The following is a 15601-nucleotide window of genomic DNA, read 5'->3' on the forward strand; positions in this document are numbered from 1 at the left end:
CAATGTCTAAGAATAAGAAGTCAGAAGATATTTACTCAGCTATTGCAGATCAAATAATAGATTCAGGTGTTGATGTTAATCAAATGTTTGAGAAAGATGGTTTGCTAAAGCAACTAACAAAACGATTATTAGAAAAAGCACTAGATACAGAAATGAATAGTCATCTTGGCTACTCAAAGCATCAACGCAGTAACTCTTCAAATGCTAGAAATGGCTATAGTAATAAAAGTTTATCTACGGATACTGGTAATATAGATATATCGATTCCTAGAGATAGAGATAGTAACTTTGAGTCTCAAATAGTTCCCAAAAGAGTAACAAAGATAAATGGATTAGACCAAAAAATTATATCTTTGTATGCTAAAGGTATGAGTACTACAGATATCCAACAACAGTTATTTGAGTTATATGATACAAAGATAAGTACAAGCTTTATAAGTGATGTTACAGAAGCTATTATTGATGATGTTAAAGCGTGGCAAAATAGACCTTTAGAGTCAGTTTATCCAATAGTGTTTTTTGACTGTATAGTCGTTAAAGTTAGAGAAGACAAGCATATTATTAATAAAGCTGTGTATGTAGCTCTTGGCATATCGTTAACTGGTCATAAGGATGTATTAGGTCTTTGGATCAGTCAAAATGAAGGTGCTAAATATTGGCTAGGAGTATTTACTGAATTAAAGAATAGAGGCTTACAGGATATATTTATAGCATGTACTGATAATTTAAAAGGCATGTCTGATGCTATACAAGCTATATACCCTGATACAAAGCATCAGCTTTGTATCGTTCATCAAATTCGTAATAGTCTTAAGTATGTGCCATATAAAGACAAGAAAGAGGTAGCTAGAGAATTAAAGAAAATATATGATGCTGATACCATTGAAATAGCCGAATCTGAGCTTGATAACTTTGCAAACAAATATGATACTAAATACCCTTTAATTTCAAAGTCATGGGTAAATAATTGGGATAATTTAACTGTATTCTTGCAATACCCTGAAAAAATTCGTAAATTTATTTACACTACTAATGCGATAGAATCGCTTAATAGTCAGTTTAGGAAAGTCATTAAGAATAAAAAGCTATTTCCTAAAGATGACTCTGTTTTCAAATCTTTATACTTGGCTATAGATTATTTGACTAAAAAATGGTCTATGCCTGTTAGATATTGGAATGAGGCTATGCCTTATTTTGCTATCGAGTTTGAGCATAGAATTCAGAGATTCATGTAAGTGAATTTACACAGTTAAGTGGAAAGGCTCTTAGAATAGTGGCCTAAGATGCACAGCATTAAAAAATTAAGCTTTAAACACACAAATTGGGTAAGCTTTCAACAGCCCCATAAATGCACCTATAGATAAACCTATATGGTTAAGCTGAGTAGTAATTACAGATGTAGGTGATTTAGCAAGGCTAGCGTTTTGTTTTATACTTCGATGATAAACTTCTATCTTCCATCTTTTTTGTTAGATATCTTCTATGTGGTTACTCTCTAGGTTTAGATCATTAGTAATTAAATAGATCTCGCCTGTTGAATTGTCCCCGTTTTTGAAGACTTGGCGAGTAACCTACAAGACTATATTTTATATCTTTTAAATAAATTTTCATAGCTTTATTTTCTAGCAACCCTAATTCATCTAACCTACAGTACAAGAGCATTAGCTTTACTCTTAGCAACCAAACGATTATTCGCTATGCCTATTACATACTTGAGTTTATGTTTGTTAAAGAATTTTAAATTAGCTTTAGAAGCAAAATATCTATCAGCTACTATATAATCAAAACTAGAGAAATTCTTAATAATTTTCAATATCAGTTTTCTTGCCAGTTCATTAATTGTATAGCGTGCTTTACGCTTTAAGCGTTCTCTACCTGCTTTATCTTTTTCTACTACAAGATTTTCCTTAGTTTGTACCTCAAAACCTACGGGAATATTAGCATCAGCAACATGGGTTAAAGCACCAATAAGATTTATGCCTTTGCTCTACCTACAGAATGATCATAAAACCAGTTGACTACCTCATTGACCCTACTATCAGGTTTAGGTTCTATTGTATTATCTATAGATAATATCTTTGGCTCATCTTTGTAAGCGTTTAAAATACTTTTACCTTTTAACCAGACATATTTACTTTCATAACTACCAACTTTTAACATCCGAGAAAAACTATCATGCTTTACTAGTTCATCTAACATACTTGAACACATTATCGCACTTGCTTGGGAGTTTTGACATAATATATATTCAGTATATAGATTTGCTAATTCACGTTGTTTCATTTTTAGAACATAACATAGTTGATGTAATTATAAAATTAACACATAGAAAACTTTTTCGCTTTAACTTTTTCGTAAAAGTCCATAACTCCAGTTTCTAACCTTTGTAAAGCATAGCATATACAGCTTTGGCTTACTCCAAAGCGTTCTGCTCTTTCATATTGATAATCATCACAGTAAGCTCTTACATCTTCAAGTAACTCTGTTTGGGTTACTTTAATTTCAGGTCTAGATTTGGTAGCCTTGGGTTTAATTTGTTTACTCCATAAATATACTGAGTTTTTACCAATTTTAAATCTATCTGCTGTAGCTTGGTAGGTTAAACCTTCCGACTCTTTTATCGATAACACTTTCTTACGAAAATATAGTGAATAGGTCATTGTCTCAAATACAAAACATTATATCTAAAATATAGTGATTTGGCTATATCAGCTAAAATTGCTGATATGGGTTACAAAATATAGAGGTTATGGCGCTAGATATGACAAAAATTCACAAAACTTATTTTTGATTCGTCTTTGATCAATTAAATCAATAGTCTTTCAAATATAATTTGTGTAAAGTGAGTTAGTTATCTAGAGCAGCCCCAAGATAAAAGCAATAATATATTTTCTTGTAAAAAAACTTAAAGATTATAAGAGATAAGCTTTAGCTAATATCGGGTAAGTAAAGAATATAAACTGACCAATATTGACGAGATAATGACAAATAATATTTACTTCAATCTTTTTTGTCTTAGAATATGCGATACCATATATAAGGCTAGCTATAAATGCTAGTAATGCAAAGCGAGTTCCTGCAAATGCGATATGAATAAATGCAAATGCAATTGATGTGAATATTACGGCTATAATTGGGTTAAAATATTTTTGGAGCCTAGATTGAATAAAGCCTCTCCAGAAGATTTCCTCAGATAGACATGTAAATATGAGATTTACAAAAATAAATACTAAAGTATAGTGCGTTAGTTTAAAATCAAATTTTATGAAGTCAAATAAGTAGCTTATAGGAATTAGGATGCAAACTGCTATTAAGCCATAAAAAACCCCTGATTTTATAACTGAAAATAGTTTACTCAAATTTTTCAAAAGCCTAATTTCTGACGAAAAAAGTAATAAAAAATATGTTGGTATAATAGAGCTATAATTTAAATATAAGCTAAAAGGAATAGCATCTTTTGAAATTTGAACGTTTTTAATTATACATATATTATTAAAACCAGGAAAAAAATGGATGTAGTTAAGAAATAGAATTACTGCAGTGATTCCAAAGAAAAATAAACTAAAGCCTTTTTTACTTTTAAAATAAAAGCTTAAATGAATAAAAATAATTATTATGGTAATTACTAAAAGCCCAGTTAAACTTACTATTGCTCCTAATGATGCAAAAATTAGAGAAGATGTAACTGTAATATAGCCAAAAGCCTTAAATCTTGTCCATAATGATAAAACAGAAGTGATAGCTAAGATATACGCTAAGTATATGAATATTAAATTGAGCATAATTTTAGGATTTGTCTAACAGTTCAATTATAGAAGTGTTATTATTCATTATAGCATCTTCTATTGGCTTTTTGCCCCATCTGTCTGTAGCATTAACCTCAGCACCTTTACGGATAAGATATTTAACAATATCTTCATGGCCTTCGGCAGCAGCTAGGTGAAGCGCTGTTCTTTTATCATAATCACCTTTGTTAATATCAACACCTAAGGCAACGGCTCTTTTTACTTCAGATAAATCGCCAGCACTTGCTGCCCAAATTAGTTCAAAAGTTAAGTTTGACTCAACAACCATTCTATTCTCAACAGGATTTATTTTGTCACAATGAGTTATATGGTCGTAGTTATGGAAACTAAACTTCTCTATTAGCCTTTTACTAAATTCAACACCTCTAACAGAATTATGATTAGAATCTAGGCGAGGAGAAAATATTGCAAAACCACCAACATTTGGGATAGCTATAGCTAGAGCTCCAGAGACTCCAGACTTTGCTGGTAATCCAACAGAGAAGGCATATTCGCCAGAGAAATCATACATACCGCAAGAATACATCATTGATAAGCAGTTACGAATTGTTGTTGGCGAAAATATTTTTTTGCTAGTAAAGGGGCATATGCCGCCATTAGCAATAGATGCCATAATTTTTGCCATTTTTTTGGCATTGACTTGAATAGAGCAAGTTTGGAAATAGAAATCTAATGCAGTGTAGATGTTTGTGCCCTCTGGAAAAGCACCTACCTCTTTCATAAAATGAGCTAGAGCATAATTTCTATCGGCAGTTTCTTTTTCTGAGTGATATACAGCATTGTCAAAGCCAATAGGTTCACCACCTGCTAAATCTTGCCAAACATTAGTAATGTATTCAAATCTATCAGCAAGATTCCATTCTGGTTTAATTAGTGAGCACATCATGATAGCACCAGAATTTATCATTGGGTTATGAGGTAGGTCGTACTTGTTTAATGCTATAGCATTAAAGGTAATACCACTTGGTTCTCTGCCAACATGTTGGTGAACTTTATCTTCACCATTTTCTTCAGTGGCTATACAGTATGTAATAGTTTTTGCAGTTGACTGTACACAGTAAGGTTGTAGATAATCTCCTAAGGTAATCATCTGACCATCGACACTACAAAAAGCCACAGCAAAAAGATTAGGATCAACTCTTGCTAACTGAGGAATATAGTCTGCATTCTTACCAGATTCATTTTTTTTAGTTTCGTTATATATAGCTTCGATTTCTTTTTTAAAATCCTTAAAATTAGGTATTATAAAACCTTTATTAACTGATTTTTCAATAAGATTTATACTTTCAAATGCAATCTCTAGGAATGTATTAAAATCAATCTTATCAATAACTGTTAAGCTATCTAGTTCTGTTTTTAGTTTTTTGATACGTGGATCGTCAATAGTAATGCCAGAATCATTTAAAATCTCTAAAATATCTATTTTTGTTATAAAACCATCTTTATCACAGATAGCATTAAAAATATTTTTATAATAGTCTTCGCCACTAGATGTAGTTTTAATCATTATTGTTTTCATATAGATATACAGTTTTTACTAAAAATAATATTGAATTATTTTACCGAAAAAAAAGAAGATTTAATATAAATAAGATTTGCTTAGCTAATAGTAGCTGTCGCAAGAGCTATAGCTACTAAATATGGATCTGAGTTTGCCCCTGGTCTTCTATCTTCAAAGTAGCCATAGCCTTTTAAAGCAACTGGTCTTGGGACTCTAATAGAAGAACCTCTATCAGCATCTCCAACTTTGAAAGTATTGATATCACAAGTCTCATGAAGTCCGGTTAATCGCTCATGAAGATTAAAACCATAATTTTTGATATCGATACTATGGTTTTTCTCTAGATTCTTAACTATGTATTCAATAGCTTTTCTACCCTCTTTAGGATCTCTAGTTTTCTTCGTTGAGAAGTTTGTATGAAGTCCAGCACCATTCCAATCACCTTTGATAGGCTTATTATCAAATGAAATGGTAATACCATATTCTTCACCAAGCCTCTCTAATAACCATCTAGCAAGTTGAGTATGATCTGCAACATTTAGTATACCAGCATCTTCACCATCTACACCTCTATAACCAATTTGAAATTCCCATTGTCCTGGCATAACTTCAGCATTTATACCATAGAATAAAATTCCTGATTCTAGACAAGCCTGCATATGAGCTTCAACTAAGTCACGGCCAAAAGCTTTGTTTGCTCCAGCACTACAGTAGTAAGGTCCTTGAGGTCCTGGGAAACCAGTTGTCGGCCAGCCTAATGGACGACCATCTTTGAACATTGTATATTCTTGCTCAAAGCCCGCCCACATCTGATGATCTTCGGCACTATCTAAAAGAGCTCTTAGTTTTGCTCGATTATTTGTCTTGTGTGGAGTTTGTCCATCTGGGTTATAAACCTCACATAATACTAAATAGCCATAGTCTCTTAGCGGGTCAATTACAAAGTTAACAGGTTTAAGAATACAATCTGAGTTATCACCTGTAGCTTGGTTTGTTGAAGAACCATCAAAACTCCATTCTGGGAAGTCATCTGGAGTCTCAAATTCTTTAAAAGGTAAAACTCTTGCTTTAGATCTAAGATGAGGTACAGGATCTGAACCATCAACCCATATGTATTCTGCGGTTATTACTTTCATAACTTTATTATATTCCTTAACATTGGTTAATTCTGTTTAATGATATCAATTGTCTAAAAAAAGTAAATGCTGCTATCACAGTTGCAATTAAAATTTAGAAAAATTCTTAGTGGATTTATTAGAAAATATCAAAAACAATTTCATTAAGTTTAAGCTGGATATTGCCTTTTCTCGCACCTTTGATACATAGATCAGTATCAAGACATTTTTCCAGCCCTGCTGAAATTTTTTTAGAACTAAGCTTATTTGCTAAACTAGTATAAAACTTCTGTTTAGCTGACCAGATATTATTATCTTTAAAGATCTTTTGATGATAAGTTGCTTGAGTATTCTTAAGTTGAGAAAGTATTCTTAACTCTCTTTTTAAAGCCCAGAGTACAAGAGGCGGCTTGTCATTTTCGTTTAGGATGCTATTGAGTATCTTTAGTGCTTTGCTTTTGTGTTGAGAAAGGATTGCTTCAGAAAGATCAAATACATCAAAACTAGCATGCTCATGTAGAAAAGGACGAATTGTATTTTCATCAAAGACTTGGCTATTTTGGCGTGCGAGTAGTTTTATGATTTGCTTTGTTGCTACCAAGTTACCTTCAGTCTTTAGAGCTAAGAGTTGTGTTGCTTCTTTTGTAAGGTTTAAGCCGACTTGTTGTGTTTCATAATTTATGATATTTATGGCATTATCTAAATTTGGTTGAAAAATACGAATATGAATAGCCTTATGCTCTAAGCTTTGAAACCACTTCACTGTAGTGTTTTGCTTTTTCATACCACTGAAAACAAGTAAGTAAACATTATCATCATCGTTTATAAGCTTATCGACTAATGCTTGTTGGAGTTTTTTTTGTGGAGGCTTATCAAAATTAAATTGGATAAATTTATTTATTGTAAATAAGCTAAGGCTATCAACTTCGTTATACAAAACATCTATATTTTGTTCATTTAAATCCTGATAATTGATTTCATAACTTTTAGCTTTAAACTGATTAATTATTTTTTCAATAGCGTTATGTCTTTGTAGAGGTTCATCACCTGTTATGATAAAAAGTTTGTAGGCTGTGAGATCATTTTTTTGCAGTAGATCAAAATAACTTAATTCCATAATAATAAAAACTTTTAACTGTTGTTATATATCATAGTTAGTTTACTATACTGTTTAGCATATAAAAAATCAAAAGAGGTTTAATTATGAAAAAGTTAGTTGTAGTACTGCTAACAACAGCGCTAATATTGCTGTCAGGTTGTGTAAGCAAACCAGCAAATATCAACCCTGTCAAAAACTTTCAAGCGGATAAATATCTTGGTAAATGGTATGAGATAGCAAGGTTTGATAATAGTTTTGAAAAGGGTATGATAAATGTCTATGCTGACTATAGTTTAAACCCGGATGGAACTATAAAAGTAGTAAATAGTGGTATCACACCATCAACTGGTAAGAGAAGCTATGCTACAGGAGTTGCTAAATTTGTTGAAAATAAAAATATTGGCTACCTTAAAGTATCTTTCTTTAGACCTTTCTATGGGGCGTATGTAGTATTTAAACTTGATGATGATTATAAATATGCTTATGTGGCCGGTGCCGATAAAGATTATTTATGGCTACTTGCTCGAACACAAACAGTGCCACAAAATATCAAAGATGACTTTATTAACCGAGCAAAAGCTTTAGGTTATGATACTGATAAACTAGTTTGGGTTAAACAGTAAACAAGATAGTTGATTTAAACAAAAATACCAATCGAATCAACAAAGATGGATTTTATAAATTACTAGCATATATAGACTAGGGTGGTTGATCAGTTGATTTTTTAATCAATAATCACTTTATTTATAAATCGAGTTTGTTGTCATTTAACCATTTTTAATTAGTTCTAAAGAAGCTAAAATATAAATCATATTTGTGTATATTATTTTTAGATGAAGAGTTTACGTAATTTTGATAGCTTTGATTTTGGTTGGCTAGTTGTCAGTGTTGGCATGGCTGTTGGTGCTGGAATAGTTTTGGTTCCAGTAAGTGTTGGTGTGGTTGGTTTTGCTGTCTTTGTAGTATCGATACTTATAGCATATCCAGGTATTTATCTTTTTCAGAAGCTATATATTCAGACTTTATTTGCTGCTAAACAACCAAGGCCATATAAGGAAACTGTCGCTGAGCTATTAGGTGGTAAGTGGGCAACTTTTTTAGGGGCATTGTATCTATTAATGATGCTAACATGGACTATAATCTACGCTGAAGTTGTAGCAAAGTCTCTAGCGGCTTATTTATATATGTTTAAACTTACTGCTAACCCACATCTTGAGCATAATGCTTTGTACAGTGCTGTTTTGATGATAGCACTAATTTTCATAGGTATGAAAAGTCAGAAGCTTTTTGTCAGAGTATCAACTTTTTTAGTAGTTATTTTAATTGTGGCAATTATTTTGGCATCGGTTTTTTTAATTCCGTTATGGTCATTTAATAATGTTTTACAGTTACCTGTTGATAGTGGCGAGTTTATCGCTAAAAGTATTATAATGTTACCATTTTCTTTGACATCGATCTTATTTATTCAATCATTAAGCCCTATGGTAATAGGCTATAGGCTGCATTATTGTAAAAAAGACAAAGACTTTGTTTTAGCTAAGACTGTTAGGACAATGACTTTAGCATTTATTATCTTAGTTGTTATTATTGGCTTTTATGTACTTTCATTTTCATTAGTTATCCCAAGAGCAGATGCGTTAGAAGCTACACAACATAATCAATCAGCATTTATACTTTTAGAAAAACAAGGCTTATCTAATGGTATGTTGTATATATGTGGAATTATAATTAGTTTATGCGCTATTTTAACTTCGTTTTTGAGTGTTTTAGCAGGTATGGAAGAATCCCTAAAAGGATTATTGAGAAAAACTGCAACAAGACTAGGTTTAAAAGATGATGCTAAGCATATTTTAAGCTTAAATACACTTGTAATAGTTATAATTTTTCTACTAACATGGCTTTCAATAGTTTTTGATGCACCAGTATATAAATTAGTGCCTTTATCTGGACCTGTATTTGGTATATTAGGCTGTTTAGTGCCAGCATATATTGTTTTTAAATTACCTGGCCTTGTGAGATATCGTACAAAAAGTATCTATTTTGTCATTTTCGTTGGAATTATATTAGTAATATCACCACTTTTGACTTCAGCTTTGTCTTAGAAACAAAAAAGTCATATTGAATACGTAATTAATTTTGATAGTTATTTATTTGGGCAGTTCGGTTATTGATTTTATCGTGAATGGTAGATAGAACTTATTTGTAGTCTTTTTAGAGACGTTTATCTACAATTAATGTCTAAAATGTCTCATCCCAGTAAAGACCATAGCAATACCAGCTTTATTCGCAGCATCGATAACTTCTTGGTCATTTTTTGAACCACCTGGTTGGATTACTGCTGTTGCTCCAGCTTTGATACACTCTTCTAGACCATCAGCAAAAGGAAAGAAAGCATCCGAAGCAACTACTGAGCCTTTAGCGCCTTGGTGAGCTTGTGCTTTTTCAGCACCAATACGCGCAGAATCAACTCGGCTCATCTGTCCAGCACCAATTCCTACTGTTTGAGTATCTCTAGCATAGACAATTGCATTTGATTTGACATATTTCACAGCTTTCGATGCAAAGATTAAATCAGCCCATTCCTTATCAGTAGGAGCTCTATCAGTGACAACCTTGCAGTCATTTATTTCAACACTACCATTATCATAAGACTGTGACAGAATGCCGCCGTGGATATTTTTACTTATCATAGGTGATGATTTATTATCAAAAACTTTGCCTGTTGCTAGGACGCGTAAATTTTTCTTAGCTGCCAAAATATCTAAAGCTTCTTGGGTATAAGATGGCGCGATTATTACTTCTAAAAACATCTTACCAAGAGACTCGGCAAATTCTTTATCAACTTCACAGTTAAATGCAACAATGCCACCAAATGCTGAAATTGGGTCGCAAGCTAGAGCTTTTGTCCAAGCTTGATAAGCATTTTTACCAGAAGCAATACCACAAGGGTTAGCGTGCTTGATAATTGCACATGAAGGTTTAGAATATTCACAAACCATTTCAAAAGCACCATCAGCATCATTGAGGTTGTTATACGATAACTCTTTGCCTTGGAGCTGTTTGGCGTTAGTAATGCTAATACTTTCGCTGTCTGTAGAGTATACGGCAGCTTTTTGATGAGGGTTTTCACCATATCTTAGGACTTGCTTAAGAGTACCTACTGAGAAAAGCTTTTGTGGGTATTCTTCAGCTAATTCTTTACTGAACCAGTTAGCGATATGACTATCATACTCAGCTGTATGAGCAAAAGCTTCTTTGGCAAACTCACGACGAGTTTGTAATGTTGTTTGACCATCATTATTAGCCATTTCTTGGATAACTAGGGCATATTGGTTAGGGTTGGTAACAATAGTAGTATGTTTGTGGTTTTTTGCACATGAGCGCACCATAGAAGGTCCACCAATATCAATATTTTCAATACAGGTATCAAAGTCAGCACCAGATTTAACCGTATTTACAAAAGGGTATAGATTAACGACTACCATATCTATTTGTCCAATGTGATTTTTTAGCATTGCCTCGATATGCTCGGGATTATCTCTATCAGCTAAAATACCCCCATGAATTAGAGGGTGTAGAGTTTTGACACGACCATTCATTATTTCGGGAAATTTTGTATGCTCTGAAACATCTGTTACATTTATTCCAGCATTTTTAAGGGTTTTTGAAGTTCCACCTGTTGAAAGTATTTCAATATTATATTTGTTTAACTCTTTAGCAAACTCGATGATACCTGTTTTATCAGATACAGATATTAGTACCCTTTTTATTTTTGACATGCTTATTCCTTGTTATTGATGTATTTAAAGTTAGATTTTATCTATCATTATAGCAATTTTAACCATAAATTCTTAGTTAAAACACTTTTGTTAATCGATATTTTACTAGTAAATTAGTTGCTAATATATTAGTATATTTATTATCAAAATTTTAATCTCATAGTATTCAATTTAATATGTCAAATATCGTAATCGTAGGCGCTCAGTGGGGTGATGAAGGTAAAGGTAAAATAGCAGATACTTTAGCTGAGAAAGCAGATTTGGTTGTACGCTATCAAGGCGGTAATAATGCTGGCCATACGTTGGTTGTAAATGGTAAGAAGACATTTCTTCATCTGATACCTTCAGGGGTTTTACATCAGCATACAAAATGTGTAATTGGTCATGGTGTGGTTTTAGACCCTGTTGCCTTAGATGAGGAGATTACGCGTTTACAAGCAACAGGCATAGCAATCTCAGCAGAGAATTTATTTGTTTCTGAATCTTGTACAATTATTACTTCTTATCATAAGCTTTTAGATGCAGTTAGAGAAAGTAATACTAGTGAAAAAATAGGTACAACTGGTAAAGGTATTGGTCCAGCATACGAGGACAAAGTATCGCGTAAAGGTATCAAATTTAAGCATCTATTTGATAAAGATATATTAAGGTCAAGATTAGCTATATCTCTTGCAGAGAAAGAAATTTTATTTAGAGATTTATATAAAGTTGAATATCCAACATTAGAACAAGAGTTTGATAAGCTTTTTGCTTTAGGTCAAAAACTTAAACAGTATGCAGTAGATACTTTTTCAATAATAGATCAAGCAATTGCAGCAGGTAAAAATATTGTTTATGAAGGTGCACAAGGTGTGCTTTTAGATGTTGATTATGGTACTTATCCATTTGTGACATCTTCTAATACTTCAGTGGCGGGTGTATATTCTGGAGCAACAACTGCTGGGCATAGTTTAGATCATGTGATTGGGATTACAAAAGCTTATACGACAAGAGTTGGTGAAGGACCTTTCCCAACGGAGCTTTTTGATGATGTCGGTAAATTTATTCAGCATAAGGGCGGTGAAATAGGCGTAACAACAGGTAGAATCCGTAGGTGTGGTTGGTTAGATTTACCTCTTTTAAAATACTCAGCAAAATGCTCAAACTTAACATCAATAGCCTTAACAAAAGTTGATGTTTTATCTGATATGGAGACACTAAAAGTTTGTATTGGTTATAAGTATGAGGGTAGAGAAATATATTGTGCTTATCCTGGTATAGATTTATACAAGGTTGAGCCAATTCTTGTTGATATGAAGCCGTTTTCTATTGATGAAACTGTAACAAAAGATAATATACCAGCTGCACTTAAAACATATCTGAAAACTATAGAGAATCATATAGGTATTCCAATATCTTCATTAGCATATGGACCATCTAGAGAACAAATTTTATTCTTTGAGGATTATTTCAAAAAGGGTTAATTTATGACTTATTCTGCAGAAAATACTGAGGTTTATATAACAAGCCATCAACTTGAACAAGCTGTTACTAAATTAGCAGAACAGATTAATCAAGATTATTCAGGCCAAGAAGTTACGCTTGTGTGCGTTTTAAAAGGGTCTTTTATGTTCTTTGCTGATCTTGTGAGAAAGCTACGCATTGATTTAAGGACGCAGTTTATTACAGCCTCCTCGTATGGTTCTGGAACTACTAGTTCTGGCATTGTGATTTTGACAGAGACTTCATTAAAAGAAGAGTATATCAAAGGTAAAAATATCATAATAATCGAAGATATAGTAGATACCGGACACACTTATCATAGGCTGATGCAAGGTATCGGCAAGTATAATCCTAAAACACTAAAATTCGCTACTTTATTGTTTAAGCCAGCAAGACTTGAAAGAGATGTTAAGCTTGATTATGTCTGTTTTGAAATAGAAGATAAGTTTATCGTTGGCTATGGCTTAGACTTTGATGAGAAATATCGTGAGCTACCATATATTGGTCTTATAAAATAAATCTTGATAGACAACTTATTTAGTAGTAACTACTCACAAAAGCTTCTCTAAGAAAACCTTCGGCTAATTTCCAAGCTCTTTTGTTTGAGAGTTTATTAAATACTGTACCAAACTCAAGATCATTTGCGTTAGGGTTTGTGAAAGCATGATAAGTATTCCCAAAACTATGTAACTGCCAATCTGCTTTGCGCTTATCCATTTCTTGCTGAAATTTATTGACTTGCTCTGGTGATACCATTGGATCATTATAACCATGTAGAACGAGTATTTTAGTATCGATATTTTGTTCTTTGACAATATTAGATTCTAGTAAACCATGAAAGCTAATTGCTGCTTTAAGTTCAAAATTTGATCTAGCCATATCTAAAACACATTTGCCACCAAAACAGAAACCTATTGCAGCGATATTTGCCCTATCAACTTTCGGCATTCTTTTTACATTGCTATATGCTGCTCTAAGTCTTGTCATTAATGCATATTTTTCGGCTAAGAGGTTATTCATCAAAGTAGCATTTTCTTGTTTAGATTTACCTACTTTTGCATCACCATAGATATCTATAGCAAAGCCAAGATAGCCTTTTCTAGCCATCGCTATTGCCTTATCACAGGCAAAATCATCTCTACCTGCCCATGTTGGTACTATTAATACAGCTGGTAGATGTGCGCCTCTATCTGGATATGCACAAAAGCCTCTTAGTAAGACGCCATCACCACGATATTCAATTTCTTTTGTAATTATCATTTTAGTTCTTTAGATTAGCTTAAACTGTTTGGAATTAGCGTAATTATAAATATAAAGCCAACTTTGGTATAGTCAAATAGTTATAGATTAGTGAAAATTATTGAAACTTGTTTTTTAGTATACTTATTAGATATAAAATACAGATAATAGTTGTAATAAAAAAGCTAATTGGCACATCAATGTAGTAGGCAGCTACTATGCCTGACCATATTGTCAACACTGAAATCAAAGTGCTTAGAGCAATAGGCTTATAGAAGCCATCAAGCCATTGAGTTGCAATAGCAGCAGGTCCGATTAAAAGTGAGAATACTAATAAGATACCGACGACTTGGCAAGCCATAGATACAGTTATTGCGATACATATAAAAAGTAATATAGATAAAAGTTTGTTTGATACTTTTTTTGACTCGGCAAATACCGGATCTATTGAGGATATAAATAATGGTCGAGCAATTATTATAAGTAATGTTATTGTAAATATTGCTAAACCTAAAAGAATATATATTTGCTCAAGACTAACTGTGAGTATGTCTCCAACAAGGATAGACATTACAGAACCAGAATAACCACTTTGGTATAAAAATAGAAAGTAAGTACCTAAACCTAGGAAAAAAGTTAGGACAATACCGATAGCAATATCATTTTTCTTAATCTTATCACCAAAAGCTCCCATAAGTAATCCAGCGACAAGATTTATCGCAAGTTGTCCAGTCATTGCTGATAGGTTAAGTAGTACCGCACCAGATGCTCCTGTTAGGCTAATATGCCCTAAAGCATGTGAGGCAAATGATAATCTTCTAATTATGACAAAAAAGCTAATAATACCACATATAATTGCTATTATTGTTCCAGCTATAAATGCATAGAGCATAAAAGTATAGTTAAACACAAATATCCTCCTGTAAACAAGGTAGCTCACTACAATAATGGCACTGTCCATCTTTAAAATGGATAAAGGCATCTAGCTGAGTGCTAATCTCTTTCATATCATGTGATATTATTAATAAAGTGACATTTTCTTTTTTATAGATTTCTTTCAAGCAAGCTAAGAATCTTTGCTTTGCATCTGGATCAAGATCTGATAAAGGTTCATCTAAAAGAAGAATTTTTGGCTCATTAATCAAAGCTTGTACTAAATATATGCGTTTTTTTTGTCCACCAGAGAGGTTTTTAAATGGTTTATAAATGTAGTCTTGGGTTTGCGTTAGTGTGATAAGATATTCTAGCTTTTCTTTAAAGCTTTTATTGAATAAAGGTAGTCCCCATGAATTTGGTTTATAGCTGTATTTAACAAGAGTATAGCCTGACGTTTTTTCTTCAAAGTTTATTTCTCGTTCTTGCGGAATATAGCTAATAGTATTAACGTCTATTTTGTTATTGTTAATAGTTACTGAACCAGAGATACTTGGTATTTTACCTAGCAGTGTCTTAAAAAACGTTGATTTACCAACACCATTTTTACCAACGATACCGACCCATGTATTCGCTGGAATCTCGAGGTTTAGCGCAGATGTAATCGGCTTATTATAGCCAATCACAAGGTTAGAGCATTTAATCAT

The 15601-nt window shown here is 32.6% G+C and carries 14 protein-coding genes and 1 pseudogene; 5 read left to right on the top strand and 10 right to left on the bottom strand.

Translation table 11 applies throughout. The features are described from left to right. The first annotated feature begins 2 nt into the window (after nt 1-2). Nucleotides 3-1235, top strand: a complete 1233-nt coding sequence (locus CGC45_RS00705) for an IS256 family transposase (protein WP_071628505.1) — start codon at nt 3-5, stop codon at nt 1233-1235. A gap of 96 nt (nt 1236-1331) precedes the next feature. On the opposite strand, the pseudogene CGC45_RS09575 reads toward CGC45_RS00705, so the two are convergent. From CGC45_RS09575 to holA, 6 genes and pseudogenes are all read right to left on the bottom strand, one after another. Continuing rightward, nucleotides 1332-2283, bottom strand: a pseudogene (locus CGC45_RS09575) (transposase); the annotation flags it as partial. A gap of 35 nt (nt 2284-2318) precedes the next feature. Then, complete coding sequence (locus tag CGC45_RS00715) at nt 2319-2660, bottom strand: IS630 transposase-related protein (protein WP_071628507.1); 342 nt, start codon at nt 2658-2660, stop codon at nt 2319-2321. Nucleotides 2661-2912: 252 nt separating this feature from the next. Beyond that, nucleotides 2913-3782, bottom strand: coding sequence for a CPBP family intramembrane glutamic endopeptidase (locus CGC45_RS00720; protein ID WP_071628508.1), 870 nt, complete (start codon nt 3780-3782; stop codon nt 2913-2915). A gap of 4 nt (nt 3783-3786) precedes the next feature. Further along, on the bottom strand, nt 3787-5325 hold the full coding sequence (glsA, locus tag CGC45_RS00725; protein ID WP_071628509.1) for a glutaminase A: 1539 nt from the start codon (nt 5323-5325) through the stop codon (nt 3787-3789). A gap of 80 nt (nt 5326-5405) precedes the next feature. Further along, nucleotides 5406-6443 (bottom strand): glutamine synthetase beta-grasp domain-containing protein, encoded by a 1038-nt coding sequence (locus CGC45_RS00730; RefSeq protein ID WP_071628510.1) that lies wholly within the window; start codon nt 6441-6443, stop codon nt 5406-5408. Between the two features lie 118 nt (nt 6444-6561). After that, nucleotides 6562-7539, bottom strand: coding sequence for a DNA polymerase III subunit delta (holA, locus tag CGC45_RS00735; RefSeq protein WP_071628511.1), 978 nt, complete (start codon nt 7537-7539; stop codon nt 6562-6564). 86 nt (nt 7540-7625) lie between these two features. On the opposite strand from holA, the gene CGC45_RS00740 reads away from it, so the two are divergent. Together CGC45_RS00740 and CGC45_RS00745 are read left to right on the top strand one after the other, a co-directional pair. Further along, nucleotides 7626-8144, top strand: coding sequence for a lipocalin family protein (locus CGC45_RS00740; protein WP_071628512.1), 519 nt, complete (start codon nt 7626-7628; stop codon nt 8142-8144). Nucleotides 8145-8354: 210 nt separating this feature from the next. Next, nucleotides 8355-9623, top strand: a complete 1269-nt coding sequence (locus CGC45_RS00745) for an aromatic amino acid transport family protein (protein WP_071628513.1) — start codon at nt 8355-8357, stop codon at nt 9621-9623. A gap of 129 nt (nt 9624-9752) precedes the next feature. On the opposite strand, the gene purH is transcribed toward CGC45_RS00745, so the two are convergent. Continuing rightward, nucleotides 9753-11300 (bottom strand): bifunctional phosphoribosylaminoimidazolecarboxamide formyltransferase/IMP cyclohydrolase, encoded by a 1548-nt coding sequence (gene purH, locus CGC45_RS00750; protein ID WP_071628514.1) that lies wholly within the window; start codon nt 11298-11300, stop codon nt 9753-9755. Between the two features lie 176 nt (nt 11301-11476). Between purH and CGC45_RS00755 the strand changes: the two genes are divergently transcribed. Then, complete coding sequence (locus tag CGC45_RS00755) at nt 11477-12763, top strand: adenylosuccinate synthase (RefSeq protein WP_071628515.1); 1287 nt, start codon at nt 11477-11479, stop codon at nt 12761-12763. Between the two features lie 3 nt (nt 12764-12766). Continuing rightward, on the top strand, nt 12767-13300 hold the full coding sequence (gene hpt, locus CGC45_RS00760) for a hypoxanthine phosphoribosyltransferase (protein WP_071628516.1): 534 nt from the start codon (nt 12767-12769) through the stop codon (nt 13298-13300). Between the two features lie 19 nt (nt 13301-13319). Here the strand turns inward: hpt and CGC45_RS00765 are convergent, their stop codons facing one another. From CGC45_RS00765 to CGC45_RS00775, 3 genes are all read right to left on the bottom strand, one after another. Further along, a complete protein-coding gene (locus CGC45_RS00765; protein ID WP_071628517.1) occupies nt 13320-14042 on the bottom strand; it encodes a dienelactone hydrolase family protein in 723 nt (240 codons plus the stop codon). A gap of 97 nt (nt 14043-14139) precedes the next feature. Then, a complete protein-coding gene (locus tag CGC45_RS00770) occupies nt 14140-14982 on the bottom strand; it encodes a metal ABC transporter permease (protein WP_114702001.1) in 843 nt (280 codons plus the stop codon). Further along, nucleotides 14924-15601, bottom strand: coding sequence for a metal ABC transporter ATP-binding protein (locus CGC45_RS00775; protein ID WP_071628519.1), 678 nt, complete (start codon nt 15599-15601; stop codon nt 14924-14926). Before CGC45_RS00775 ends, CGC45_RS00770 begins: the two co-directional genes overlap by 59 nt.

Source organism: Francisella opportunistica, from assembly GCF_003347135.1.
Lineage (GTDB): Bacteria > Pseudomonadota > Gammaproteobacteria > Francisellales > Francisellaceae > Francisella > Francisella opportunistica.